Source organism: Luteolibacter flavescens (assembly GCF_025950085.1).
Taxonomy (GTDB): Bacteria; Verrucomicrobiota; Verrucomicrobiia; order Verrucomicrobiales; family Akkermansiaceae; genus Haloferula; species Haloferula flavescens.
Genome location: NZ_JAPDDS010000002.1, coordinates 509,098 through 532,823 on the forward strand (window position 1 = coordinate 509,098; position 23,726 = coordinate 532,823).

Genomic DNA, 23,726 nt, shown 5'->3' on the forward strand with positions numbered 1-23,726 from the left:
AGCGCCATGCTCGCCCGGATCGCCGCCCTGACTTGCTTGCTCGCCTCCTTCGCAGCCGCCCAGACCTACCGTCCGTCGGGGGAAAAGGCCCCGATGCCGGCGCGGGAATTCCGCGGTGCCTGGGCGGCGGTGGTTCACAATATCGACTGGCCGAGCAAGAAGGGCCTCTCCGCCGGGGCGCAGCAGGCGGAGATGCGCGCCATCCTGGACAAGATGGCGTCGCTGAACATGAACGCGCTGATCCTGCAGGTGCGCCCGCATTGCGATGCGGTCTACAAGTCCTCGCGGGAGCCGTGGAGCCCGTGGCTGACCGGCACGATGGGCCAGTCGCCGGGCTACGATCCCTTGGAATACGCGATCCACCAGGCGCATGCCCGGGGCATCGAAGTTCATGCGTGGTTCAATCCCTTCCGCGCGCTTTCCAATGCCAGCCAGGCATGCAGCTCGAATCACGTGACGAAGGCCGCGCCGCACATCACGAAGCGCTTCGGGAACTTGGTCTGGTGCGATCCCGCGCAGACCGAGACCCGCGCCCGCGCCTTCGCCGCGATCCTCGATGTGGTGCAGCGCTACGATGTGGATGGCGTCCATCTCGACGACTACTTCTACCCCTACCCCGAGGGCGGACGCACCTTCCCGGACGGCCGCTCGCCCGCCACGCGGCGGAAGATCGTGGATGACTTCGTGCAGAAGCTCTACTCGGACGTGAAGCGGGCGAAGCCATGGGTGCGCGTGGGCATCTCGCCCTTTGGCATCTGGCGGCCGGGCGTGCCGAGCGGCATCGAGGCGGGCATCGACTCCTACGAGCAGCTCGGCTGCGACGCGCGGAAGTGGCTGGCGAATGGCTGGGTGGACTACCTTGCCCCGCAGCTCTACTGGCGCGACCAGCCGCGGAAGCAGAGCTTCTCCGCGCTGCTCTCCTGGTGGCGGGCGCAGGGCAGCAGGCCGGTGTGGCCGGGCATCGCCACCACCCGCATCGGCGGCCCGGAGGACGGCCGCCCCGCCTCCGAGATCACGAAGCAGATCGACCTCTCCCGCCGCATCGGGAAGAACTGGGCCGGGCACATGCACTGGAGCGTGAAGGGCCTGACGAAGAACCAGGGCGGCATCTCGAACATGCTGGCAAAGGGCGCCTACTCGCAGCCCGCGCTGGTCCCGCCGATGCCGTGGCTCAGCCAGAAGGCCCCGGGCCGCCCGTCAGCGAGCGCGAGCGGCAGCGGCTCCGGCGTGACGGTCAATGTGCAGAGCGGTGACCGCTCGACCGCCCGCTTCGCCGTGCAGGCGCGCTTTGGCAACCAATGGCGGATGGCGAAGGTGGTGTCCGCCGGGACGAGAAGCGTGCAGGTCGCCGGGCAACCGGATGCCGTGGCGGTCAGCGCCGTGGATCGCTTCGGAAATGTGAGCGCGCCGACGGTGCTTGCGAGGTGATCGGGCGGGGGAAGAAGGAGGGCATTTGGCGCCTTCGGTGGCACCTTCTTCATTTCCACTTGTCGGGCGGCACCGGACCTGCTGGAACCCCGCGCGCGCCGACGCAAGACGCTGAAAGTCCTTTACTTTCCCAAAGCATCTAACGCATAAGACGCGCGCGTTCATTAACCATCTGGCGGCCCCCAGCGCTGCACTCCGACCTCCTTGATGAAAGTTCGCTTTTTCGTAATGGGTTCCGCCTCACTGCTGGCGGTCTGGCTTGGAGCCACCTTCCTGACCGACGTCCCGGCGGACCGCTATCAGGGGTATGGAAAGGCCATCGCGCCTGCGCAGGGCAAGACCACGGCCGCTAAGCCGCACGTGGACAAGCCCGTGGCGAGCGCCGAGACCGGCGAGAAGCCGGTCGCCACGCTCGAGTGAGCGGAAGGATCGCTCGCTTTCCGGCGGGCCACTTCCCACGGTGACCGCATGGCGGACGCACCGCGCATTTGCGATACGAAGCCGCTGGTCTTGGAGGTCGAGGCTGGCGTGCATTTCTGGTGTTCCTGCGGGCTGACTTCCTTCCCGCCTTTTTGTGACGGCAGCCATAAGGGCACGGGCCTGCGGCCTGTGAGATTCGAGTGCACGGAGCCGACCACCATCCGCTGGTGCCAGTGCAAGCATACCGGCACGCCGCCGTATTGTGACGGCAGCCACCATCAATTCCTCAAATGAACGCCCCCATCCACGCCGGTAGTGAAGAAGAGTATCGCGCGCTGGAGGAGACCCGGCTGGATGTCCAGCGCTGGCGCTTTTATTGCCTGGTGAAGCATCTGTGCCGGAATAAGGGCCCGCTGGCCTGGTGGCGGGTCCACCGGGCATGGCGTCGCATCGCTGCACGGCACGGCAAGTCGCGGGCGGTGTGGGCGAAGGGCTGATCGGAAGTCAGCGCAGCTCCTTCATCGTCCACGGTGCATTCCGGTCCTTCGTGGCGGCGCGGACCTTGGTCACCTCGTCCACGCGCACGGGGGCGGCGTCGTTTGTCCACGAGTGGCGGACGTAGGTGAGCACGTCGGCGATGTCGGCGTCATTCAGGCCGGCCACCGGGGGCATGAGGGAATTGACCACGGGCTTGCCGGGGATTTCCACCGGGCCGGTGAGGCCGTGGAGGATGATGCGGATGGAGGCTGCCGTGTCGCCGGTGGCGATCTGCGAGGCATCGAGCGGGGGGAAGGCGGTATCGACACCCGCGCCATTGCTCTGGTGGCAGGCGGCGCAGGTGCGCGCGTAAATCGCCTCGCCGCGGGTGAGCTGGTCGGCGGGCGGGGTGTGCTTTTTCGCGACGGCCTTGGCGGCGAGGGCTTCCTTGAGCGCCTTGGCCAAGGGAGAGTCATCCGTCTGGAGACGGGCGAGCACCGCGGCTGGGCGGGTCTCGGTGCAGGCGTGGATGGCGGCGGGATAGATGCGCTCCTTCAGCACCGAGGGATCGGGCGGAGTCTCCAGCGAGGCGAGCAGGAAGCCCTCCGAGTGGCGCGCGGCGGCGGCAGCGTAGCAGCGGTCCAGCACCACGCCGCGGCGGAGTTCCTGGCGGCTGCGGTGCCAGTCACGGAGCTTCCGGCCGAGGGCTTCGTCAGGAGCTGACCTCGCAGCTTGGAGCAGCCATTCGCGGACTATGAACGGGTCGGACTCGTAGTCTGGATTGAATGCGTAGGGAGGTTCGCTTGCCGGCCAAACGGCTAGCGCGGCCCGTCGGGATCCGGATGTCGGAGATGCTTGATAAATGTCCCGCAGCAGAGTCACCCGCTTGCCGGATTCCTGCGAAAAGAAACCCAAATTGTTGAGCGCGTAGAGAGCGTGGATGTTTCTCGAACGTCGAACTAGTTCGGGCACGAGATCGCCGCTGCCCTTTTCCACGATCAACCGTTGGGCGTGGAGCCTGCGGACCAGGGATGGGTCGGAGAGGCCTTTGAGCAGCGAGTCCGGATTGGCAGGGTCGAGCGGTTCGAGCTTTGGTTCCTCATACTTTGGATGGGATGGAGGCTCATTCTTCCCTTCGACTCTGAAAATGATCCTGTTGAAGTTGTATATCGGAGTCACCCGGTAGATCCGCCCCATGCGCTTGTCGCGCAGCGGCGTGACGTAGGCCGCGCCCTTGCCACGCTCCACCTTTGTCTGCTCGAAGGGCGCGCCGGGGCGGTTGTGCTGCACGATGATCTTGTACCAATCCGCGATCCACACCGCGCCATCGGGGCCGGTTTCCGCGGCGACGGGGGCCGACCAGGCGTCCGAACTGGCGTAGAGGTTATTGCCGTCGAAGTCCGCTGCGAAGTCCGCATTTTCCGTGCGCAGCCAACCGATGGAGACGAGGTGGCCGGTCGGCTCGCAGACGAAGGCGGCCTTGTCGCGCCATTCCGCCGGGAAGCGGTCGGCGGTATAGACCCCGTGGCCGGAGGCGGCGGTGTAGTGACGGGATTTCGCGCGGATGCGGCCGTCGCCCAGGAGCTCCACGGGGGGCTCCCAGCCGTCCGAGCCCTGCACGTCCAGCGTGGTGGGAAAGACGCGCGTCCCCTTGTCGGCGCGATGCACCGGGCCGTGATCTCCGATGACCTGCCAGCTCGCTTGACGGTTCGCGGTGGAGCCCAGCACGTCGAAGCTCTCCGTGAAGCCGAGGCCCCAGGTGTTGTTCGTCGTCTTGCCCAGGAATTCCAGGCGCGAGCCATCCGGCAGGAAGCGGAAAACCCCGGTGTCGAATTTCACCGGCTGCCCCCCGACCGTGCCGTCGAAGCCCGCATAGCCGACCGTGCCGTAGATCCAGCCGTCGAAGCCCTGGCGCAGGTTCGAGACGCCCGCGTGGGTGTCGTAGGTCTTGAAGCCATCGAGCAAGACAGTGCGCTGGTCAGCGCGGCCGTCGCCGTCCGTGTCCTTCAGCAGGAGCACCTGAGGGCCGCTCGTGACGATTGCCCCGTCCGTGACGCAAACCACGGACGTGGCGATGGAGAGCTGGTCGGCGAAGACGGTGAACTTGTCCGCCTTCCCGTCGCCATCGGTGTCCTCGCAGATCTTCACACGGTCATTGCCGGGTGTCTGGAGGCTGTTCGGGTAGTCCAGCGCCTCCACCACCCACAGCCGGTCGCGGTGGTCCCAGGCGATGGCGATGGGGTTCTCGATCTCCGGTTCGGAGGCGTAGAGCGAGAGCTCGAAGCCCGGCGGCACCTGTGCCCGCTTCATCGACTCGGCGGGAGAAAGCGGCTGCTGGATCTTTGGCACCGGCAGCTTCGTCTCGTAGCGTGCCGGCAGCATGGGCACCTCGTATTTCAGTTCCGGCAGGTCGAGCAGCGGGACATTCTCGCCGACGGCCCAGCGGATGCCGCGCTCCAGCAGATCGTGGAAGCCCTCCTGCTTCCAGCAGCGCTCATCATGGCCGTGCGCGGTGTAGAAGACGCGGCCCTTTCCCTGCTGGCGGACCCACGTCCACGGCTCCTCGCCGTGCCGCTGCAGCACCGTGATGTCATCGGACAGCCGGTGGTGGCGGTAGGTCTCGTCCCAGGTCTCGAAGGGCTGGTAGCCCTTCATCGCCGGGTGATCCGGTGCCACCACGTCGGCGGTGAAGACGCCGTCGCCGTGCCCCTCGATCTGCCCGCCCACGAGCTGGATGTAGCCGTCCGTTTTCTTGAAGCACGCCGACCCGCAATGCACCGGCACGAAGCCGCCGCCATCCTCGACGAAGCCCTTCACCGCCGCGAGCTGGTCCGGCGTGATTTCCTGGTGGTTCGCGTAAACGAGCAGCGCGTCGTACTTCGCCAGATTCTCCCGCGTCAGTGCCTCCATCCGCTTCTCGTAGGTCAGGTGGATGCCGCGGTTCCCTGCCACTTCCTTGAAGATCGCATAGCGATCCAGCGGCCGGTGATGCCCGTCATCACCGAAAAACAGCACCTCCAGCGCCCGCGGCTGGTCCGCCGCCTTCCGCTCGACGGCGAACAACAATGACCCCAAGAAAAGCAGTGGAAGGAGGATGCGAACCAACGGCATGAGCACCCTCATACGCGTTCGACTGGTCAAATCCATCGGATTTCCACGGCAGCGCGGGAATAGAGGAGAGATGGATGGGTGAAGGACCGCCTCATCCCTTCACCCATTCGTCGGCATTCAGCAGATGATCGAAGTAGTCCGTCGGCTCGATGGACGGGTCCAATTGGCCGGAATGGATCAGGACGGTGCGGACGGTCTGGGCCTTCGGAAGCTTTAGGCGGGAAACCTTTTCGGTGACTTCCTCGATCACGCCGGGGCCGATGTGGCGGCAGAATTTCGTCTCACAGACATAGACCGCCTGGCGGGTGCGGATCATGAGGTCGATCTGGCAGGCTTCCTGTCGCAGGGTTTTCCCCTGCGAATAGGGACCCGCATTGAGGACCGTGCGATTCTTCAGGCCTAGCCCTTCGAAGACCTGGTCGAAGCTATCGAGTACGAGCGTCTCGAACTGATAGCCCATGATGGTGTCCCAGGCTTCCAGCGTTTCGAGGGGCTGGCGCTGATAGAGACCCTTGAGGATGCGCTCCTTGGCGGGCTCGATGTATTTCAGGTAGAAGCGCAGGTAGTTGTCCGCGATGCGGTAGCGATGGTCCCGGGCGCGGGTTTTGCCCGTTGCCGGGTCGAAGAAGCGGTCCTTGCGGAGGAAGCCGGCGAGCTCCAGATCGGTGAGTGCTTCGCCGAGGCTGCCACCTCGCTCCCGGCCAAGTATCGAGCTGATCTGCTGGAGGGATTTTGGCCCACTCACCAGGGTTTTGACGATGTCCCGGCAGGTTTCCGCCCGACGGGTGAAGATGTCGTGGAAGATGCGCTCGAACTCGTTGAACAGCATGCCGCCCTGATGGAAGCAGAGGCGCTCGATATTCTCCTCCGCGCTGCGGTTGGTCAGGATCTGCTCCAGATAGCCAGGCACGCCGCCTGTCACGGCGAGCGTCCGCCACTTGTCGGCCGCGGCTACCCGGGTGCCGCGCTTGCCCCAGAAGGCGGCTCACTCGGCGAGTGGCAGCGGCTTGAGATGAAACTGCCACGAGCAGCGTCCGACGAAGCCGGTGCTATTGAGGATGTTTTCCTCGATCCACGAGGAAACCGACCCGCACAGGACGAGGGTCAGGCCGGGGACCTTTGAGAAAAGCTGGTCCCAAGCGGTCTTGAGGTGGCCGGCGAAGTCCTTGTCGCCGATGGCCATCCAGGAGATCTCGTCTAGCAGCACGACCACCGAGCCCTTTGCCGGGAGCTGGCTGGCGAGCAATTGGAAGGCGGTGGGCCAGTCCGGCAAGAGCACGCTCGGGGCTGCGGTCTGCTTCGCAAGGTGCCCGGAAAAGGAGTTGAGCTGCTCTTGCTTCGTGATTCCTTCGCGGGGCGGCAGGCCGATGAAGGACAGGAAGAGGTCGGCAGCAGCGGCGCATTCCTCGATGAAACGGCTCTTGCCGATTCTCCGGCGGCCCTGGCAGGTCACCAGCGATGCGGTCTTTTTCTTCAGGAGTTCCGCGAACTCCCGCCGCTCAGCCTGCCTGCCGATGTAGCCATCCATGTCGATTTGGTGCCGGAAAATCCCGGAACTTTTCTGGCACGAGATCGACGTAATGTCAATTTGGTGCCGGAAAATCCGTCGATAGTTTTGGCACGAGATCGACAAAATGTCGATTTGGGGCCCGAAAAGTTCTGGGATTTTCTGGCACGAGATCGACGGGAAGATCTTAAAAGCCTTGTCCGAAAAGGGTTTCCGGCTGCGGTCTAGCGCGGGCCGCCGAGGTGGGAGCGGAAGAAGTCCACGCGGCGGCGTTGGGCATAGCGCTCCTCTCCGGCACCGTGATTGCGGCCGGTCATGGGCAGGAATTCGAAGTCCTTGTCCGCGGCGATCAGCGCGTTGATGACCTGATAGGTGGAGGAGGGGTCCACGTTCGTATCCACCTCGCCCACGGTCAGCAGCAGCGCGCCCTTGAGATTCTTCGCGTGGGTGACGTTCGAGTTGTCGGCGTATTCCGGGCCGACGGGCCAGTCCATCCACTGCTCGTTCCACCAGATCTTGTCCATGCGGTTGTCATGGCAGCCGCAGTCCGCCACCGCGGCCTTGTAGAAGTCCCCGTGGAAAAGCATCGCGCCGAGGGCATTCTGGCCACCGGCAGAGCCGCCGAAGATGCCGACCCGCTCGAGATCCATCTGCGGCCACTTCTTCGCGGCTTCCTTCAGCCATGCGATGCGGTCGGGGAAGCCGGCGTCCTTCAGGTTCTTGTAGCAAAAGTGGTGGAATTCCTTGCTGCGGTTCGCGGTGCCCTTGCCATCGATCTGCACGACGATGAAGCCATGCACGGCGATCTCGTGCTTCGGCTGCATCCACGGGTTCCAGGCCTTGGGCACGAAGGAGTCCTGCGGGCCGGCATAGATATTCTCGATCACGGGATACTTCTTCGCCGGGTCGAAGTCCGGCGGCAGGCAGACGATGCCGTGAATGTCGTATTTCCCGTCGCGGTCCTTGGAAACGAAGGGCTCCGGGATCGGCCAGGCCGTGGCGCGCAGCTTCGCATCGTCCGCCTCGGCGAGGGTGGCCACGAGCTCGCCATCCGCCCAGCGGCGCAGCTCCGTCACCGGGGCCTTGTTCACGCGGGACCAGCGGCAGGTGTAGTAATTCCCGTCCGGAGAGCGCTCGAAGCGGTCGTGCGTGCCGTCCGACTTCGTCAGCGGGATCAGCTCGCCGGTCTCCATCGAGACGCGCGCGTAGTGGATGTAGTAGGGGTCCTGGCCCTTGTGGTAGCCGGAGATCTTCAGCAGCACCTCGCGGTTGCCCTCGTCCACGTTCACCACCTCGCGGACGATCCACTCGCCCTTCGTGAGCTGGCGGCGGGTCGAGCCGTCGCGTCCGTCGAGCAGGTAGAGATGCTTCCAGCCATCGCGCTCGGACATCCACAGGATCTCATTCCCGTCCCCCAGATCCCGGCGGAAGGAGTAGCCATAGACGAAGACAAAGGTGTCGCTCTCCTCGCGGACCAGCACGCGCTGCTGGCGGGTGGCGCTGTCGATCTCGATGATATTGTGCTTCCCGAAGCCCCGCTCGATGAACTCGAAGGTCAGCCGCTTCGAGTCCCCGCGCCACGCCAGCTCCCGGCACTCGAAGGGATTCTCGATCAGCTTGGGATCCGTGGCGATGGGCGCTTCATCCTTGCCGGTGAAGAAGACCCACGGCGCGCGGGTGTCGATCACGTCGCCCGGCTTCGGATAGCTGTTCGTGAAGTGCTTCGGCTGGAGCTGGTCCTTTGGCGAGGACTCGATGTAGTGGACGATGCGCTCCTTCACGTCCTTTTCCTTCCAGATGGCAAAGCGGGAGGAGTCCGGCGCCCAGAGCGGCTGGCCGGTGAAGTTCCCCGCGGCATCGCCCTTTGCCAACGTGCGGTCGGTCCCGTCCTTCGTGTCGCGCAGGATCACCTCGCCCTCGCGGAGGGCCACTTCCCAGCGGCCGTCGGGGGACTTCCACGAGCCGCGCGGGCCACCCCGGCCATCGCGGCGGCGGTTTCCCCGGCGCTCGTCCGGGCGGGTCTCCGGCATCCGGTCGGACTCTGCGGCCGGCCCGGCCTGGCCCGTGGCGGGGTCCAGCTTCATGCGGATCTTTCCGCCCTCGGGCGTATCGAGCTGATAAAACGCGGCTGCGTCGCCGGGGGCCCAGCGGACGTCCACGGACTCGTTCAGCACCTTCGTCTTCGCCACGCCATACCAGCGGCCGGTGAGCTGGTTGAAGCTGGCGAGGTTTCCGTGGTCGGCGTGCGCGGCGGTGGCGAGGAGGAAGCAGGCGAGGAGGGTGTGACGGGCTTTCATGGGCGGAGCGGGGCTTTCAGAACGATGAGATCATCCTGCCCCCTTCACTTCCTCCAGCGAATCAAGGGCCGCGTGCCGAACTTCCAGCGATGGGTGGCGAAATGGCCGATGCTTCCGTGGCCGCAGATCGTTTTGTCAGGCGTGTCAGCGGGAGGCCGGATTTCCGGATGAGCTTTTTTTGCAAGCGGTCCAATCCGCCGGGCGTATCTGCATGACAATCTTTCGCATTGTCGAATTCATCGCTGATTGGTGGAATAAGGGGTTAACTGAAGAAGTTCGTGCTTTGGATTGGTGAAAACGGACTTTCCGTCATCATTTCAGATTTCCCGATGATGCAATGGAAAGCCTGTCCCCGGTGATATGCCGTTAGGCGCAGGTTCATGGCGTTTTGCGACTTGCGGGGCGGCCTGGCCGGAGTGCGGGAGTATCAAATTTACATTGTCCTCACCCCTCACAGATATTTCGGATTGATGCGGAAATTCCCTGTTGCGGCCCGATTTCCGTACAGTTAAGGACCGGTTGAAGATGAAATCGACTCTCCTCAAAACCCTTGCCGCCACCACGCTGGTGGCCACTACCCAGGCAGAAATCCACGTCTTGGGAACTTCTTGGAAGGAACGCGGTGTGAATGCTCCGGAAGGCACGATGATCCGGACCCCCGGAACCATCGCCGCCACCCGCGGCTACCTGATCATGGATCAGAGCGTGCTGACCGCGACGCCCGCCGCCGCAACCTACATCGAGTACGGCGAGATCCGCGAAGCCGGTGTGGTGACCCGCTACTACACCACCGATACCGACTTCACCTCCTTCCTGGCGGACCTGATCTCCGGTGATTCCGGTGGTCGCCGTCTCTACGGTCACATGGAAGTGCCGGTGAGCCTCGCTTCCCCGGTGAACCCGATGATGCCCTTCTCCGGCACCTCGATGGCCAGCGGCTTCCCGCGCAAGATCTCCTTCGACCAGACCGTCTTCCAGACCGCCACGAGCAACACCGTCGCCGGTCCGCGGATCGTCAATGCGGACAATTTCGTCCTCCGCTCCGTGCTCACGGGCAGCGGCAATCCGGTGACCACCAAGGCTCTGACCATCTCCGAGGCTACCGACGAGCTGATCGCCCGCCTGAAGCGCCAAGGCTATACCCGCACCCTCGTCGAGGCACCCACGATCGTTCAAGATCTTCCGGCCACCCTCACGCTTCAGGATGGTCAGGTGTCGCTCCTTGAGGCAGTCCTGAGCCCGGATTCGATCCCGGGTGCGGGCGATGATTTTGCAGCTCCGACCTACCAGTGGTACAAGGGAGAGACAGCAATCGTAGGAGCTGTCGGCGCGACCTACGCCATCACCGGCGGCGCGAGCACGGCCACCAATGGTGCAGGCCAGTATCACGTGGTGGTGTCCAACGCGATCGGTTCCGTCACCAGTGCGACGGTCACCGTCTCTCCGGAGACCACCTCCTTCGCGACCAATCTCCAGCCGTCCTACACCGTCATTGGCGGAGGCACGACCACGCTCAGCGTGGTTCTGGCACCAGCTCCGATCACTGCTCCGACGTATCAATGGCAGAAGGCTACCGTGGCTGGGGGGCCGTTCGTGAACGTTTCCGACCAATACGGCGGCAAGTCCCCGTCGCTTCTGGTGATTGGTGGCGAGGCTCCTCCTGCCGGCTCTCCTACCGGAACGACTGCCACGGGCATCGGCTTCTATCGATTGGAAGTGACCACCTCGAAGGAAAAGATCACGAGCGCCGTGGCTCAGGTCGTTTCCCAGGCCCCGACGGGCTTCGCCTTCTCGGTCAATACCCCGCGCTTCCTGAGCGTGCCACTCACCACCCCGGGAACCGGAACCATCTCCGCGACGGTGGTCAACGGAGGCACGCCGACCTACCAGTGGTACAAGGCTCCGCTTTCCGCTCCGACCGCTTTCGTGCAGCTTGACGGTTCCACCTCCTCGTCGCTGCAAGTGAGCGGCACCGTCGCCGACACCAAGGGCCCGGGCGTCTATCGCCTGGTCGCCACCAGCTCCGGTGCTTCCCCGACGAGCATCACTTCGGTCGATACCGTCGTGACCACGGCACCCTGATCCGGCTCCGCCGGACTCCATGGTCCGGACTTGATTCTTCCCGCCAAGCCTGCACGGCTTGGCGGGATTTTTTTCCCTCACATGAAACTTTCCCGGACTTCCATCATCGGCCTCGCGCTCGCGCTGGCCGGCCTCGTGCTCACCATTTTCGCCCTCACGCGCCCGTCAACGGATGGCGAGGGGACGGCAGGGGCGGGCGAGGGAGGCTCGGGGGCGAATTTCTCCTCCACCACCGCGCAGGAACCGCTGCCGCGGAAAGTCCCTCGGTCACAGATCGCCGAGACGAAGCCGCTGGCGGTGAAGGAGCTGGAGCTGCTCTGGGCCCGGGGAAAGGGTCCCGAGCTCCTCATCGAGCTGGACCGAGTGTCCGCCACCCAGGATCTCGACTACTGGCGGGAGATTGGGCCGCTCTTCGTCAAGAAGGCCCAGCAGGAAGGCCGCCCGGACGTGGCCAACTACCTGCTGGCGACCGGCGACGCCTCACCCGATGACAACCTGCGCATCGAGATCTACGCCGCGGGAATGGACAACCGCGACGAGGGCATCCAGACGACCTCGCGGCTGGAGCTCGAGAATATCACCGGTGAGGAATTCCGCACCGGAGCGGAGGCGCGGGCATGGCTCCAGGCCAATCCCCGGCCCCTGCCGGAAGTGGACGAAATGTCCGAGGATCAGTAACTTGGCAGATTGTCCTGCTGCTGCTGACCGTCCCACTGGCGACCGTGGGCCTTGTTCTCCATGCCCGATCCGAGCAGGCGAAGGTCCCGGCCAAAGCCGATGGCGGTATTGCAGGAGCTGAGGGTGACGACGACGGCAAGCGCGGCGATTGCGTACAGCTTCTTCATGGGCGAGAGGTGTTAACGTGGATTGATAGCGATGCAATCGCTTAATTTTCCTTAAGTTCTTTTCGGAGGTTCACGATCGCCTCGCGCAGCTCGAAAATCGAGTCCCGGAGCGCCTCCATCGCCCGCTCATGGTCATGGTCGTCCGTGGCGGCGATGAGTTCCGAGCAGGCGGCCAAGGCGTCGTTTTGCCAGTTCAGGCAGCGTTTCAGCAAGGCCAGCACGAAGCCGGTCTCGCGGGCATATTCGCCGCCATTCAACGCCCCGGCCATCTTTCCCGCCACCTGCATCAGCGTTCGGTTCAGGGTCTCGGCGGCCGGGTGATCCCCGCCGGCGCGGGTCAGGTCGATGCCGCGGAGCACCATTTCCTGCGCCCGTTCCTGCAGCGGGTGCTTGATGAAAAGGGCGTCCGGGTTCCAGGGCTCGTCGTCCTCCTCGTTTTCAGGAGCCTCCAGCCATGGCCGGTCGTCGTCTTCCCCGGCCAGCGGTGCCTCGTCCTCGCGGGCGAGCGCGTCGAGCAGGCCGTCCCACCCCATGGCAAAGGCTTCCTTTTGCTGGGCGTCCGGGTCGTCCCCGTATTTCTCGCGCACTTGGATGAAGGCATCGGTGAGTCGCTCGGACTCCTTCAGGCGCTCTTCCCAGATGAATTCGTCGTCGCCCGCCATGGGGGCGTCCACCCGGCGGATGAGCAGCGCCATGCTGTCGCGCATGGCGTGGAGATTTGCCAGTCTTTGGGCGTCCTCCGCGTCCGCGTCCATCGTCCAGACATGGTCCGAGAGGTGGAGTTCGAAGGTGCTGCTCTCGATCAGCATGCGGCCGTCCGCCTCGCTGAACCACTCCAGGTAGAGTGAGTTTTGCCAGCAGTAGGGGATTTCCTTCCCTGCCTGGCGGAGAGCGTGAGCCTCGTCGTCGGGGATTGCCGGAGCCTTGGTCCGCCTGGACGCGGTCATGTCGCCCACCACGCCGCGTTGCAGGGCATTCAGCGTCAGGCAATGGTGGAGGAGTTCCGGGGCGGGATTGCGGAAGGTCAGGCGTGTCCCGGCGAGGTCGCGCCAGCAATCGCCCGCCAGATCCAGCGTCACCGGTTCTTCCCGGCCGGCCAGCCAGAGCCAGCCCGCGGTCTTGCCCTCGACCGTGTTGTCGATTTCCCCGCGCACCACGGCCTGGTCGATCCTGCAAGGCACGATCCGGAGTCTCCGGGAAGCCCGGGGGCCACGTCAATCCTGCTAGAAAGCCCGCCGGGTTTAACTTCTTGAAGCAATGACGGTCGCAGCTACGCTAAGCCAGCAACCTCATGGGAACTCTCAGCCACGCCGCGCAAGTCGCCCTCGTCATCCTGGTAGTGATCCTGATTTTCAATCTGATCATTTTCATCCATGAACTCGGCCATTACTGGGCCGCCAAGTGGCGGGGCCTGAAGATCGACCGCTTCCAGATCTGGTTCGGCAAGCCGATCTGGAGCAAGACCATCAATGGCGTCCAATACGGCCTCGGCTGGATCCCGGCGGGTGGCTTCGTCGCCTTGCCGCAGATGGCCCCGATGGAGTCGATCGAGGGTGGCAACCGGGACAGCGCACCGCTCCCGCCGATCAAGCCGCTCGACAAGATCATCGTAGCCTTCGCAGGTCCGCTGTTTTCCTTCCTTCTCGCTCTCCTGGCAGCTCTGGCCGTGTGGGTGGTGGGAAAGCCCGCCGACAAGATCCCGACGACGGTGGTCGGTTCGGTCTTTGCCGACGGACCTGCGGCCAAGGCAGGGTTGCAGCGCGGTGACAAGATCCTCGAGGTGAACGGCCACCCGGTGGAGTCCTGGCACGGCACGCTTGATAGCGTCTTCATGCGCATCGCCACCAGCGAAGGCGAACAGATCGAGTTCACCGTGGACCGTCCGGGTGAGGGCCAAAAGAAGCTCTACTCTTTCTTCGAAATTGAGCCGACGAAGTGGTGGCAGCGCCGCAGCACCCGCAGCGTGCAGATGCTGCCAATGGGACAGCGCGTGGTGATCGAGGCGATCAGCGGCGAAAATTCTCCGGCGGAAAAGTCTGGATTGAAGGTCAAGGACGAGGTTCTCGCCGTGAATGGCATTCCTGCCGAGAGCACCGTGCAGGTGACCGGATTGATCCGTGAGGCAGGGGAGAAGCCCGTCGCCTTCAAGGTGAAGCGTGGCGAGGAAACCTTGGACATCGCAGTCACGCCGCGCGTTCCCGTGCAGGTTCCGCAGGGTGAAAGCCCCCGTCCGATGATCGGTGTGGGATTCGATGACGATGTTGTGGTGGACACCACGATTGTCCATCCGTCGCCCATGCAGCAGTTGACCGAGTCGGTGCGCACGATGTGGGTGACCATCACGAGCGTGGCGTCGCCGAAGTCGAACATCGGCATCGACCAGCTCAGCGGCCCCATTGGGATTGCGAAGGTGAAGTTCCTGATGCTGCTGATGGACCACCCATGGGAGCGCATCCTCGCCTTCATGGTGCTGCTCAATATCAACCTCGCGATCCTGAACATGATGCCGCTGCCGGTGCTGGATGGCGGGCACATCACGCTCGCCACCATGGAAGCCATTGCCGGTCGTCCGGTGCGCGCGAAGGTCTTGGAGTTCGTCCAGGTTGGCTTCGCCATGGTTCTTTTCAGCCTGATGATCTACGTCACATCGAAGGATATCTTCGATGGCGTGGGGCGCGAGAGATCGGGCAAGCTGGTCTTCCCGACGAACTGAGTCCGGGTATCCGGAATCCAAGTCCGCTTATCCGCGGGGCTTCCGTCCTGTTCATGCGCTTTCTCCGTCGTCAGACGGGGGATGCGTATGAACCCAATCTTTCTCCTTCATCCCGGTGACCCTGTCGCCGTCGCCTTGGCCGATCTTTCCGACGGCGAGGCCCTGCCGAACGGCGTCACCGTCCGGGGCAGCGTGCCGCGCGGTCACAAGGTGGCGCTGCGCGACATCGACCGGGACGGTGCCGTCTTCAAGTACGGCCAGGTGATCGGCCATGCCACGCGGCCCATCGCCGCGGGCGAGCATGTCCACAGCCACAATCTCGGGATGTCGGACCACACCGACGACTACGCCCACGGTAGCCTGGCGAAGCCGACGGCATACGTGCCGGAGGCGGAGCGCGATACCTTCATGGGCTACCGCCGTGGCGACGGGAAGGCGGGCACGCGCAACTACGTGGGCATCATTTCCTCGGTGAATTGCTCGGCCACCGTGGCGCATCATGTGGTGCGCGAGGTGGAGCGGCGCGGGCTGCTGGAGGGGTTTCCTAATGTCGACGGGGTCATCGCGATCACCCACGGGCTGGGCTGCTGCATCTCGAACAAGAATGAAGCCTTCGCCATGCTCCAGCGCACGATCTGGGGCCATGTCCGCCATCCGAATTTCGGCGCGGTGATGATGGTCGGCCTCGGTTGCGAGACGAACCAGATCCCCGCGATGGTCGAGACCTTTGGCAAGCCGCCCGCGGGCAGCATGCACTACCTGACCATCCAGCAGATGGGCGGCACGCGGAAGACCATCGAGGCCTGCCTTGAGAAGCTCGTCTCCGAGGTCCTGCCCGCGGCGAACAAGGCGCGGCGCGAGCCCCTGCCCGCGAGCGAGCTCATCGTGGCACTGCAGTGCGGCGGCTCCGACGGGCTGTCCGGCATCACCGCAAATCCCGCGCTCGGCCTGGCCGTGGACCGCCTCGTCGCGCAGGGCGGATCGGCCGTGCTGGCGGAGACGCCGGAGGTCTATGGAGCGGAGCACCTGCTGACCCGCCGTGCCGTGAGGCCGGAGGTCGGCGAGGCACTCATCGAGCGCATCCGCTGGTGGGAAGACTACGCCGCGAAGCTGGACGGCGAGATCAACAACAACCCGACTCCCGGGAACAAGGCCGGCGGGCTGACCACCATCCTCGAGAAGTCCCTGGGGGCCGTGTGCAAGGCGGGCTCCACGAACCTCGTCTCCGTGCTGCGCTACGCCGAGCCGGTGAAGGAGCGCGGCATGTCCATGATGGATACCCCCGGCTACGATCCCATGGGCGTGACCGGGCAGGTGGCAGGCGGGTCGAACCTGCTGTGCTTCACCACCGGGCGCGGCTCGGTCTTCGGCTACAAGCCCACGCCCTCCATCAAGATCGCGACGAATACCCCGATGTACCGCCACATGGAGGAGGACATGGACATCAATGCCGGGACCATCGCCGATGGCGAGGAGACGCACGAGCAGGTCGCGGATCGCATCTACAGGGAGATCCTGCGCGTCGCCAGCGGCGGCCAGAGCAAGTCCGAGGCGCTCGGCTTCGGCGACTGCGAATTCGTGCCGTGGAATATCTCCGCGCAGATGTGACACTCGGCGCGGCGGGTCTGGCTCACTCGCCCGCTCCCGGGAACATGTCCCGCAGCAGCTCCTCGTCGCGCTGCTCTTCCTCGGCCAGGGCATTTCTCAGGCGCTCCGCTTTCTCCGCCGGCAGCAGGTCGATCACCCGATGGACCTGCAAGCCGCCGGGGCCTGCCGCCAGCGCGGCGAGGTCGATCTGGTCCGCGGAGGCGGCGAGCTCGCGGTCGCAGAGCGCTTCGTAAACATGGTCGCGTTCGGCGGCGTCGAGGTCCACGTGCTTCACCACCAGCGCGAGCTGCTCGCGGGCATTCTTCACCGCGGCGTCTTGCCTTGCCGTGCCTTCGTCGCGGAGCTGCTCAGGGGTGAGCATGGCTTGCAGCACGGCATCGAGCCGCGGCTTCGCGTAGTGATGATCGACGATTTCCTGCAGCTTGTCCGCGTGCCGGATGCCGGACTCCGCGTCATCGAGCAGGCCTCGTTTCATCGCCTCATCCAGACTGCGCGAGACAGCGTCCTCGCGGCGCTGGAAGTGATCGCGCAGCTCCTGTTGCTGCTGTGGCGTCAAGCCGGGGAGCGCCACGAGACGTTCGAGCTGAGCCAGCGACTTCACCTTGAAGCCCACCGTGGCGTCGGTGACCGCGAGACGGTGGTCCGTTTTCGTGAGCTGATGGGTCGTGCGATCTCGTCTTGAGGACTTCGTGCTCAACCCGCCGTCCTGCTCGCTTCGCAAATCGGTGAATTCGGTGGCATCATCACGGGATGCGCCCGTTCTTTCCGGCGCATTCCGGCTCACCACGACAACAGCGAGCGTGGCGAGGACGAGCAGCGCGAAGGCGAGGAAGCTCCATCGGTTCGATCGTGGCGACTCTGTCGTCATCTCGTGCAATGGTTGATCTGATGGATCACTGCCCGTCCTGCTTCTCACGCGCTTCGCGCTCCTCGCGGCGCTTGCGCATCGCCTCGCCGATCTTGCGGCTCTCCTCGGAGATGGCGTGGCGATACTGCTCCACTTGCTCCGGCGTCAGCAGCCGGTTGAGCCTCGCATTCTCCACTTCGATCGTGCCGGTGATCATGGTCACGACATCGATGTCGTCCGGGATCTCCGACATCAGTTCCTGGCGGAAGCCATCGTGAAAGCGCTGCTGCTCCTCGTCGGTCAGCGGTACATATTTGGTGATCGTCTCGAGCTGGGTTTGCGCCTCGTCCTTCGCGGATTCGTCGCGCTGCTCATGGTCGATCCTCAGGTGGGTCTCGTATTGCTCCGGTGTCAGTGTCTGCTTGAGGAAGGCATCCAGCCTCGGCTCCGGGTAGTGCTTGTCCACGATCTCGCGGATCTTCGCGGCATTCGCCATCGCCTGCTCGCCGTCCTCGACCAGGCCGAGCGCGGTTGCCTCGGCGAGGCTCTTGGCCGCGGCTTCATCGCGGCGGTCGAAGAGCGCGCGCAGGTCGGTCTTCTGCTGGTCGCTCAGGTCGAGCCGGCCGGTGATCTTGTTGTAGAGAAGGGTCGATTCCTCCTTCACGAAGCCCACCATCATCTTGTCGCCAAAGTCGTCGGTGAGCATGGCCGAGAGGTCCACGGTATCGTCCTCACTTTCCAGAGTAGGCGATGCTGGTCCCACGGCGGCAGCGTCGTTTGTTGTCGTGAGCGAGGGGTCCGCAGCCGCCGTGGGATTCGTGTTGGGGGAGAGGGGTGGGGCGGGCTTGTTGGCGTTCGTTGTCATGTCGTTCGTCGGGCGGGTGGCCACATACACGGCGGGCACGGTGAGGATCACCAGGGCGGCGGCCGCGATCTTGATCTTGGTGGAGGTGGTCATGAGGAAGAGGGAGTGGAGGAGAAGGGTGGTGCCCGCCGTGCCGGAGGCCGCGGCCCCGAGTGCCACGCTGCCGATGGTGGCGGCGGATGCGGGGGCGGGGCACAGCATCTGCCCGGCAAGCAGCACGCCGAGCGTGGTGCCCTGCGCTGGCACGCCGCGGCGGCCGAGCAGGCCCGCCAGGCGATCCAGCGCGCGGTCCACGCGCTTGCGGATGGAGTCCTCCGTGGCACCGGTGCTGCGCGAGATCTCCGGGTAGCTGCGCTGCTCGAAGTAGCGCAGCACCACCAGCTCGCGATCCTGCGAGGAGAGCTTGCCGAGCAATTCATCGATGTGCGGGCGCACGGCCTGCCAATCGACCTCCGGGGCGGGCGGGGAATCATTCATGCTGTCGGTGAGTGCGGACATCGCCTTCGAGCGGCGGAGTTCCTTGCGGTAGGCATTGCGGGCCTCGACGAAGGCGGCGCGGTGCAGCCACCCGGCCAGCTCCCCGTGGACGAGCGAGGACGCCTTCCGGGCGAGGATGGTGAAGACCGTCTGGGTGACGTCCTCGGCGAGCGTGCGGTCGCCACAGCGCCGCAGGGCCACGCCGTGGACCATGGCGGCATGGCGCGCCACGATCTCGCGGAAGGCATCCTCGTCCCCGCTTTTCGCGAACCGGCGCAGCATTTCGGCATCATTCTCCATCGTCTTCATCATTCCCACGTCGTCACACCCTACCGTGCGGACAAAATTCCGTCGGAAATTTTCCGGCAGGCGTGAAAATCCCCGGGAATGGGCGTCCGGGGCGAGGGGAGTAGGACGGTTTTCGGGTTCGCCAGCACGGGCTGGTGCGGCTTATCGTGGCAGCCATGAAATGCCCCGCCTTTGTCACGGCCATCGTGCTGCCGCTCGCCCTCGCCAGTGCCCTGCGTGCCGCGGAGCCCGGTGTGGGGACCGCGTTGCTCGACCGGGTGATCCAGTTCCCGGGATCGTATGCACAGGTGTGCGACGTGATGACGTCCACCTCCGACCTGCCCTACCGGGCCTACCAGCTTTCCGGATTCGCCGGCGCGTCATTCTCGAAGGTGAATCTCGCGACGATGCAGGCAAACCGTGCCGAGATGGTGAAGGCGATCCGCGCCCGGCTGCTGGAGATCGACCTCGTCCGCAAGGCCGAGGAAACGAAAAAGGATCCCGCTCCCGAGGAGAGCTATGACGGCGATGATGTCGGCTGCGATCCGAAGGTGCTGAACCCGCTGCTGCTCGATGCGATCCTCACGCTACAGGCGACCGAGGCGCTGCCGGAGTTGCTGGCGCTGGAGGCGAAGCTCGTCGCGGGCATCGCGAAGGCGAAGAACGACGCGAAGGCCGCGCCGCCGATGGTCGCCGGCTGGTGGGTCGGCGAGGAGGGCCGCGAGTATGACGAGAACGAGCCGGAGGCGAAGCGCGACCGGCGCGTGCAGCTTTTCCAATCCCGCGTGGCACAGCGTGACCTGGTCATCCTCATCGGCAAGCTGCTGCGCGAAAAGAAGTATGAACCCTACCTCGCGACCGCGCTGGAGAAGGCGTATGTGAAGGGCATCCGGAAGGAAGCGCAGGCGCTGGGCATTGCCGACTACAAGCCCGGCAAGCCGCTGCCGAAGGACAAGGAACATCTGGAACTCACGCTCGATCCCGTGTCGAAGGTGCCGGTGGATGCTTACACATCGATCGCCATCCCCTATTCCCGGGAATCGCGGGACGAGGTCCGTGCCGCCGCGGAGAAGTGGATCAAGGAGAAGAAGGGCTGAGATGAGGGCATCCCCTCTGCTACTATTCATGTCGTACTTCCTCGCGGCGACCATCGCTGGGGCGGGCGAGAAGGAGCGCGGGGAGAATGGCCACGTGCTGGTCCGCATCCTCGCGGGCGAGCATGCGCTCGGCTCGGCCGCGCACCGGCTGAACAAGCCGCATCGCTTCAAGACGGGCGGCTTCCTGATTTCCGACGCGGAGACGACGAATGCGCAGTTCTCCGCCTTCGTGAAGGCGACGGGCTACCGGACGCTGGCGGAGAAGGCGGGCTGGAGCCTCAGCGGCGGCGAGGGCAGCGCGGAGTGGGAGTGGAAGCGGGTGGAGGGGGCGAGCTGGCGGCATCCCTTCGGCCCGGATGGCCCCGCGGCGGAGAAGCTGCCGGATCACCCGGTGACGCAGATTTCCGGCGAGGATGCGCGCGCCTATTGCCGATGGGTGGGAGGACGCCTGCCGACGCTGGACGAATGGGAGACGGCGGCCCGTGCCGGGGCAGACACGCCGTATCCATGGGGTGCGGATTTTTCAGCGAAGGCCTGCAATGTCTGGAATGGCGCGAGCCACCTGAAGAACACGCGCGAGGATGGCCACGTGCTCACCGCGCCGGTACGCAGCTATCCGCCGAATGCGTGGGGACTGCACGATGTGATCGGCAATGTCTTCGAATACTGCGAAGGCGCGCCGCCGTGGATGGAGAGCACCCTCGCCAAGACGCGCATCTGCGGGCGCGGCGGGTCCTGGTGGTGCTCGGCGAATTCCTGCGACTTCTACAACCTGCTCGACATCGGCAGCATGGCGAAGGGCGCATCGCTGCCGAACCAAGGCTTCCGCGTCGTCTTCGACCTCAAGGAAAAGGCGAAGCCCGAGTGACGGGAAAAGAGTTAGATGGAGAAACGGGGAAATCCATTTGCGTCCCGGTGAATCGGTGCGAATGGTATTCCCAGAGCCGGACGATTCCGATGCGACAAGATCAGTAAACCCAAAGTGGTGACCCTGATGACGCTGGAAACTCGCCCGGCTCGCTTTTTGTACGAATGCACCGGGACCGCGGAATTCATTCCGCTGGAAAGGTGTGTTCGCCGGGCCTGTGCAGCGGAATGAATTCCGCGGTCCCGGTGAGCCATCACTTGATTTGCCCGTGGTAGAGGTGCATCGCGCCGTAGGTCCAGTTCGGGCCTTTCATGCCGGGGAAGTTCGTGCGGTCGAAGGTGAGCAGGAGGTAGGGTGCAGGGCTTCCCTCGGGCAGCGGGACCAGATTCGGCCACACGCGGGCGTTGCCGTTTTCTTCCCATGGCGGCAGGTCGAGATTGAGCGTGCCGAGGGGCTTCAGGTCGGGAAACGAGCACACGTGAAAGCTGCGGTCCGAGCTGCCGAAGAAGGCGTAGCGGACACCGTCCACCTTCTGGATCGTGGTGCCGGTGCTGTCGGTGGTCACAGGTCCGGCGATGCGCTGGAAGCCGCCATCCCAGCGCTCGGACTCGAAGACCGCGGCCTTGTAGCCATTCACATTCTGGCAGAGCAGCATGCGCCACTTGCCGGTTTCCTTGTCGTGGATGCCGTGCGGGTCCTCGTAGTCACCTACGAGACCCATCGGGGCAGAGGTCATGATCGAGAAGCCGCGGCGGGGATCCTTCTTCGAGCGCACGGCTAGGATCTCCTTCTTCTCCTTCTTCGCGGGATCGCCATAGGCGGAGAATGCCGTGGTCCAGCCGCGCCACTCGCCGCTCGCGCGATCAAGGAAGAGATGCGAGGCGAGTTCATTCCGCAGCAGGCCATCACCGCGATCAAAGGCGATCACGCCCTCGAATTTCAGGTCGGACAATCCGGGGTCGAGGCTGAGAACTCCCTGCATGGGATGAGGCAGCCCGCCGCCGCGCGTGGTGGCGGTGAACCACAGGCGCCCTCCGTCTAACAGCGGCGTGCCTTCCTCGTCGGTGATCGCACGGATGTCCGCCTGACCCATGCCCGGGGTGAGCGCTGCAGTCGCACCGGGGATCACCGCATAAGTACCCTTGTCCCCCGCGATGCGCAGCCAGGTGGAGGTGTTTTGGAAAACGTCCTTCCTTCGCAAATCGAGATGCGAGACGACGTCGGCCCGGCCCACGAGTTCGACGTGACCGCGTTGCTTGAGGTAGACGTTGAAGCCCACTGCTGCCATCTGGACGATGAGGGTGACGGGATGCTCCGCGAGTGGCCGTTGGCGGAAGTCCTCCGCTTCACCTTTCATCAGCACCTCGTCCTTTCGCTGCAGGCTCCAGCGTACGCCGCGGATGCTCTCCTGGCCGCACACGGCATCCACGCGCAGGACCTCGCCGCCGGGATGGATGAATTCCAGGCCCGCGCTGGTGCCATCGCTGCTACCCGCGATCTCGACCTGGTAGGTGGCGAAGGGATTGAAGCCGCTGAACCACACCGAGGCATCGGTGGCATCTTCGCCGCGAACGACGAGCCGGCCCTGCGGTACGCTCAGTTCGGCCTGGCCCGTGGTGCGGCGCACCGGATGCATCAGCTCCAGTCCGGTGTCCTTCGCGGGCTCCAGCGAGGATAGCCGCAGCGCCTGGTCATCGTCGAAGATCATCCGCTGCGTCGCCTGCCGCGTGAAGCGCAGGTCCATCGGCGAATGCTCGGCCTGTGCAGGCATGGGCATCCATGCGCAGCAGCAGAGAAGCAGGAGACCTTTCAGGGACAGCGGGCGTGAATGATCCATCGCCGCGATTCAAGGTGGCACCGGCATGACCTGTCGAGCTTCCCTCCGTGGCATCATGCCGCGCCGCTTGCTTTCAGGAAAAGTGGCAGTGAGGGATTCAGGTTCTCCGGTCGCCAGGCGATGCCATGCTCGATCTTTGGCGCGCGCTCCAACGGGCGGAAATCCACACCGGCCACACCGAGCTTAGCCATCGACTCCGGCACCAGCGCCACTCCCAGTCCCTCGGCCACGAAGCTGACGATGGTTTGCTGGAGCTGTGTCTCCAGCCGGATGGCGGGCACGATTCCCGCGGTGCGGAACCAGCCGGTGATCGCGCCACGCAGCACGGGCGACACATCCTCGGATGCGGCGATGAGGTGCTCGCCCTTCAGGACGCGCGGCGTGATCCGTGCGGCATCTGTTAGAGAGTGCCCGCGGGGAATCGCGAGGCACAGGCGCTCGGCGTGCACCACGCGGAATTCGAGGCCCTTGATGCGCTTCGGCGGGAAGAGAACGCCGGCGTCGCATTGGCCGGTGAGGATCTCATCGGTCAGCGCGCTGGGAATCATTTCCCTCAGGTGGAGCTTCACCTGAGGATGCGCGGCGAGGAAGCGCTTCGTCAGCTTCGGCAGGATGGTGAAGGCGGCGTGCATCATGAAGCCGACCTTCAGCTCGCCGAGTTCGCCGCGCTCCGCGAGCCGCGCATTGTCGCATGCCTGATCGGCCATCATCAGCGTGGACCGCGCGTCCTCCAGGAAGCGCTGGCCTGCATGCGTCAGCTCCACATGCCGCGTGCTGCGCTCCAGGAGGCGCACGCCCAGCGATTGCTCCAGCGCGGCGATCTGCCTGCTCAGCGGCGGCTGCGTCATGTGCAGGCGTTCGGCGGCGCGGCCGAAGTGCATGGTTTCGGCCAGGGTCACGAAATAGCGCATTTGCCGGAGGTCGACCATGATGCGGAAAAGGTATGAATCAGAGCATCA

General features: G+C 64.7%; 19 protein-coding genes. 9 read left to right on the forward strand and 10 right to left on the reverse strand.

What is annotated here, in order from left to right; all coding sequences use genetic code 11:
• Positions 1-6 precede the first annotated feature (6 nt).
• The 3 genes from OKA04_RS05635 (at position 7) to OKA04_RS05645 (ending at position 2,345) form a co-directional block, all read left to right on the forward strand.
• Positions 7-1,428 carry a glycoside hydrolase family 10-like protein gene (locus tag OKA04_RS05635; RefSeq protein ID WP_264500160.1) on the forward strand — a complete coding sequence of 474 codons (1,422 nt, stop codon included), beginning with the start codon at positions 7-9 and terminating at the stop codon, positions 1,426-1,428.
• Between the two features lie 228 nt (positions 1,429-1,656).
• Positions 1,657-1,848: a hypothetical protein gene (locus OKA04_RS05640; RefSeq protein ID WP_264500161.1), complete on the forward strand. Its 192-nt coding sequence runs from the start codon at positions 1,657-1,659 to the stop codon at positions 1,846-1,848.
• Positions 1,849-2,138: 290 nt separating this feature from the next.
• On the forward strand, positions 2,139-2,345 hold the full coding sequence (locus tag OKA04_RS05645) for a hypothetical protein (protein WP_264500162.1): 207 nt from the start codon (positions 2,139-2,141) through the stop codon (positions 2,343-2,345).
• A 7-nt stretch (positions 2,346-2,352) separates the two neighbouring features.
• Here OKA04_RS05645 and OKA04_RS05650 read toward each other — a convergent pair whose 3' ends face one another.
• The 4 genes from OKA04_RS05650 to OKA04_RS05665 all read right to left on the reverse strand — a co-directional run bounded on the left by OKA04_RS05650 (position 2,353) and on the right by OKA04_RS05665 (position 9,240).
• Entirely contained in the window at positions 2,353-5,436 is a 3,084-nt protein-coding gene (locus OKA04_RS05650; RefSeq protein ID WP_264500163.1) for a PVC-type heme-binding CxxCH protein, read from the reverse strand.
• A 91-nt stretch (positions 5,437-5,527) separates the two neighbouring features.
• The gene (locus OKA04_RS05655; RefSeq protein ID WP_264500164.1) at positions 5,528-6,346 is read right to left on the reverse strand and encodes an AAA family ATPase; all 819 of its coding nucleotides are present in this window, start codon (positions 6,344-6,346) and stop codon (positions 5,528-5,530) included.
• A 75-nt stretch (positions 6,347-6,421) separates the two neighbouring features.
• The gene (locus tag OKA04_RS05660) at positions 6,422-6,964 is read right to left on the reverse strand and encodes an AAA family ATPase (protein ID WP_264500165.1); all 543 of its coding nucleotides are present in this window, start codon (positions 6,962-6,964) and stop codon (positions 6,422-6,424) included.
• A gap of 203 nt (positions 6,965-7,167) precedes the next feature.
• Positions 7,168-9,240 (reverse strand): S9 family peptidase, encoded by a 2,073-nt coding sequence (locus OKA04_RS05665; protein WP_264500166.1) that lies wholly within the window; start codon positions 9,238-9,240, stop codon positions 7,168-7,170.
• A gap of 525 nt (positions 9,241-9,765) precedes the next feature.
• Here OKA04_RS05665 and OKA04_RS05670 point away from each other — a divergent pair.
• Both OKA04_RS05670 and OKA04_RS05675 read left to right on the forward strand, forming a co-directional pair.
• Positions 9,766-11,322, forward strand: coding sequence for a hypothetical protein (locus tag OKA04_RS05670; protein WP_264500167.1), 1,557 nt, complete (start codon positions 9,766-9,768; stop codon positions 11,320-11,322).
• Positions 11,323-11,403: 81 nt separating this feature from the next.
• On the forward strand, positions 11,404-12,000 hold the full coding sequence (locus OKA04_RS05675; protein WP_264500168.1) for a hypothetical protein: 597 nt from the start codon (positions 11,404-11,406) through the stop codon (positions 11,998-12,000).
• On the opposite strand, the gene OKA04_RS05680 is transcribed toward OKA04_RS05675, so the two are convergent.
• Positions 11,994-12,167, reverse strand: coding sequence for a hypothetical protein (locus tag OKA04_RS05680; protein ID WP_264500169.1), 174 nt, complete (start codon positions 12,165-12,167; stop codon positions 11,994-11,996). The genes OKA04_RS05675 and OKA04_RS05680 overlap by 7 nt on opposite strands.
• Positions 12,168-12,208: 41 nt before the next feature.
• Positions 12,209-13,348 carry a hypothetical protein gene (locus OKA04_RS05685; protein WP_264500170.1) on the reverse strand — a complete coding sequence of 380 codons (1,140 nt, stop codon included), beginning with the start codon at positions 13,346-13,348 and terminating at the stop codon, positions 12,209-12,211.
• A 110-nt stretch (positions 13,349-13,458) separates the two neighbouring features.
• On the opposite strand from OKA04_RS05685, the gene rseP reads away from it, so the two are divergent.
• Both rseP and OKA04_RS05695 read left to right on the forward strand, forming a co-directional pair.
• A complete protein-coding gene (rseP, locus tag OKA04_RS05690; RefSeq protein WP_264500171.1) occupies positions 13,459-14,880 on the forward strand; it encodes an RIP metalloprotease RseP in 1,422 nt (473 codons plus the stop codon).
• A gap of 87 nt (positions 14,881-14,967) precedes the next feature.
• Entirely contained in the window at positions 14,968-16,488 is a 1,521-nt protein-coding gene (locus OKA04_RS05695) for a UxaA family hydrolase (RefSeq protein WP_264500172.1), read from the forward strand.
• Positions 16,489-16,510: 22 nt separating this feature from the next.
• Here the strand turns inward: OKA04_RS05695 and OKA04_RS05700 are convergent, their stop codons facing one another.
• On the reverse strand, positions 16,511-17,356 hold the full coding sequence (locus OKA04_RS05700) for a hypothetical protein (RefSeq protein WP_264500173.1): 846 nt from the start codon (positions 17,354-17,356) through the stop codon (positions 16,511-16,513).
• 25 nt (positions 17,357-17,381) lie between these two features.
• A complete protein-coding gene (locus OKA04_RS05705) occupies positions 17,382-18,959 on the reverse strand; it encodes an RNA polymerase sigma factor (protein ID WP_264500174.1) in 1,578 nt (525 codons plus the stop codon).
• A gap of 182 nt (positions 18,960-19,141) precedes the next feature.
• On the opposite strand from OKA04_RS05705, the gene OKA04_RS05710 reads away from it, so the two are divergent.
• Both OKA04_RS05710 and OKA04_RS05715 read left to right on the forward strand, forming a co-directional pair.
• Positions 19,142-20,062: a hypothetical protein gene (locus OKA04_RS05710; protein ID WP_264500175.1), complete on the forward strand. Its 921-nt coding sequence runs from the start codon at positions 19,142-19,144 to the stop codon at positions 20,060-20,062.
• Positions 20,063-20,090: 28 nt separating this feature from the next.
• A complete protein-coding gene (locus OKA04_RS05715; RefSeq protein WP_264500176.1) occupies positions 20,091-20,930 on the forward strand; it encodes a formylglycine-generating enzyme family protein in 840 nt (279 codons plus the stop codon).
• 253 nt (positions 20,931-21,183) lie between these two features.
• On the opposite strand, the gene OKA04_RS05720 is transcribed toward OKA04_RS05715, so the two are convergent.
• A complete protein-coding gene (locus OKA04_RS05720; RefSeq protein ID WP_264500177.1) occupies positions 21,184-22,701 on the reverse strand; it encodes a hypothetical protein in 1,518 nt (505 codons plus the stop codon).
• A 119-nt stretch (positions 22,702-22,820) separates the two neighbouring features.
• A complete protein-coding gene (locus OKA04_RS05725; protein WP_319800597.1) occupies positions 22,821-23,696 on the reverse strand; it encodes a LysR family transcriptional regulator in 876 nt (291 codons plus the stop codon).
• Positions 23,697-23,726 lie beyond the last annotated feature (30 nt).

Bases quoted from the DNA above. Each gene is read 5' to 3' on its own strand.
- OKA04_RS05650 (WP_264500163.1), bottom strand. From the start codon at position 5,436: ATGCCGTTGGTTCGCATCCTCCTTCCACTGCTTTTCTTGGGGTCATTG.
- OKA04_RS05635 (WP_264500160.1), top strand. From the start codon at position 7: ATGCTCGCCCGGATCGCCGCCCTGACTTGCTTGCTCGCCTCCTTCGCA.
- OKA04_RS05705 (WP_264500174.1), bottom strand. From the start codon at position 18,959: ATGCTGCGCCGGTTCGCGAAAAGCGGGGACGAGGATGCCTTCCGCGAG.
- OKA04_RS05665 (WP_264500166.1), bottom strand. From the start codon at position 9,240: ATGAAAGCCCGTCACACCCTCCTCGCCTGCTTCCTCCTCGCCACCGCC.
- OKA04_RS05715 (WP_264500176.1), top strand. From the start codon at position 20,091: ATGTCGTACTTCCTCGCGGCGACCATCGCTGGGGCGGGCGAGAAGGAG.
- OKA04_RS05720 (WP_264500177.1), bottom strand. From the start codon at position 22,701: ATGCCTGCACAGGCCGAGCATTCGCCGATGGACCTGCGCTTCACGCGG.
- OKA04_RS05660 (WP_264500165.1), bottom strand. From the start codon at position 6,964: ATGGATGGCTACATCGGCAGGCAGGCTGAGCGGCGGGAGTTCGCGGAA.
- OKA04_RS05725 (WP_319800597.1), bottom strand. From the start codon at position 23,696: ATGGTCGACCTCCGGCAAATGCGCTATTTCGTGACCCTGGCCGAAACC.
- OKA04_RS05645 (WP_264500162.1), top strand. From the start codon at position 2,139: ATGAACGCCCCCATCCACGCCGGTAGTGAAGAAGAGTATCGCGCGCTG.
- OKA04_RS05675 (WP_264500168.1), top strand. From the start codon at position 11,404: ATGAAACTTTCCCGGACTTCCATCATCGGCCTCGCGCTCGCGCTGGCC.
- OKA04_RS05670 (WP_264500167.1), top strand. From the start codon at position 9,766: ATGAAATCGACTCTCCTCAAAACCCTTGCCGCCACCACGCTGGTGGCC.
- OKA04_RS05710 (WP_264500175.1), top strand. From the start codon at position 19,142: ATGAAATGCCCCGCCTTTGTCACGGCCATCGTGCTGCCGCTCGCCCTC.
- OKA04_RS05695 (WP_264500172.1), top strand. From the start codon at position 14,968: ATGAACCCAATCTTTCTCCTTCATCCCGGTGACCCTGTCGCCGTCGCC.
- rseP (WP_264500171.1), top strand. From the start codon at position 13,459: ATGGGAACTCTCAGCCACGCCGCGCAAGTCGCCCTCGTCATCCTGGTA.
- OKA04_RS05640 (WP_264500161.1), top strand. From the start codon at position 1,657: ATGGGTTCCGCCTCACTGCTGGCGGTCTGGCTTGGAGCCACCTTCCTG.
- OKA04_RS05700 (WP_264500173.1), bottom strand. From the start codon at position 17,356: ATGACGACAGAGTCGCCACGATCGAACCGATGGAGCTTCCTCGCCTTC.
- OKA04_RS05680 (WP_264500169.1), bottom strand. From the start codon at position 12,167: ATGAAGAAGCTGTACGCAATCGCCGCGCTTGCCGTCGTCGTCACCCTC.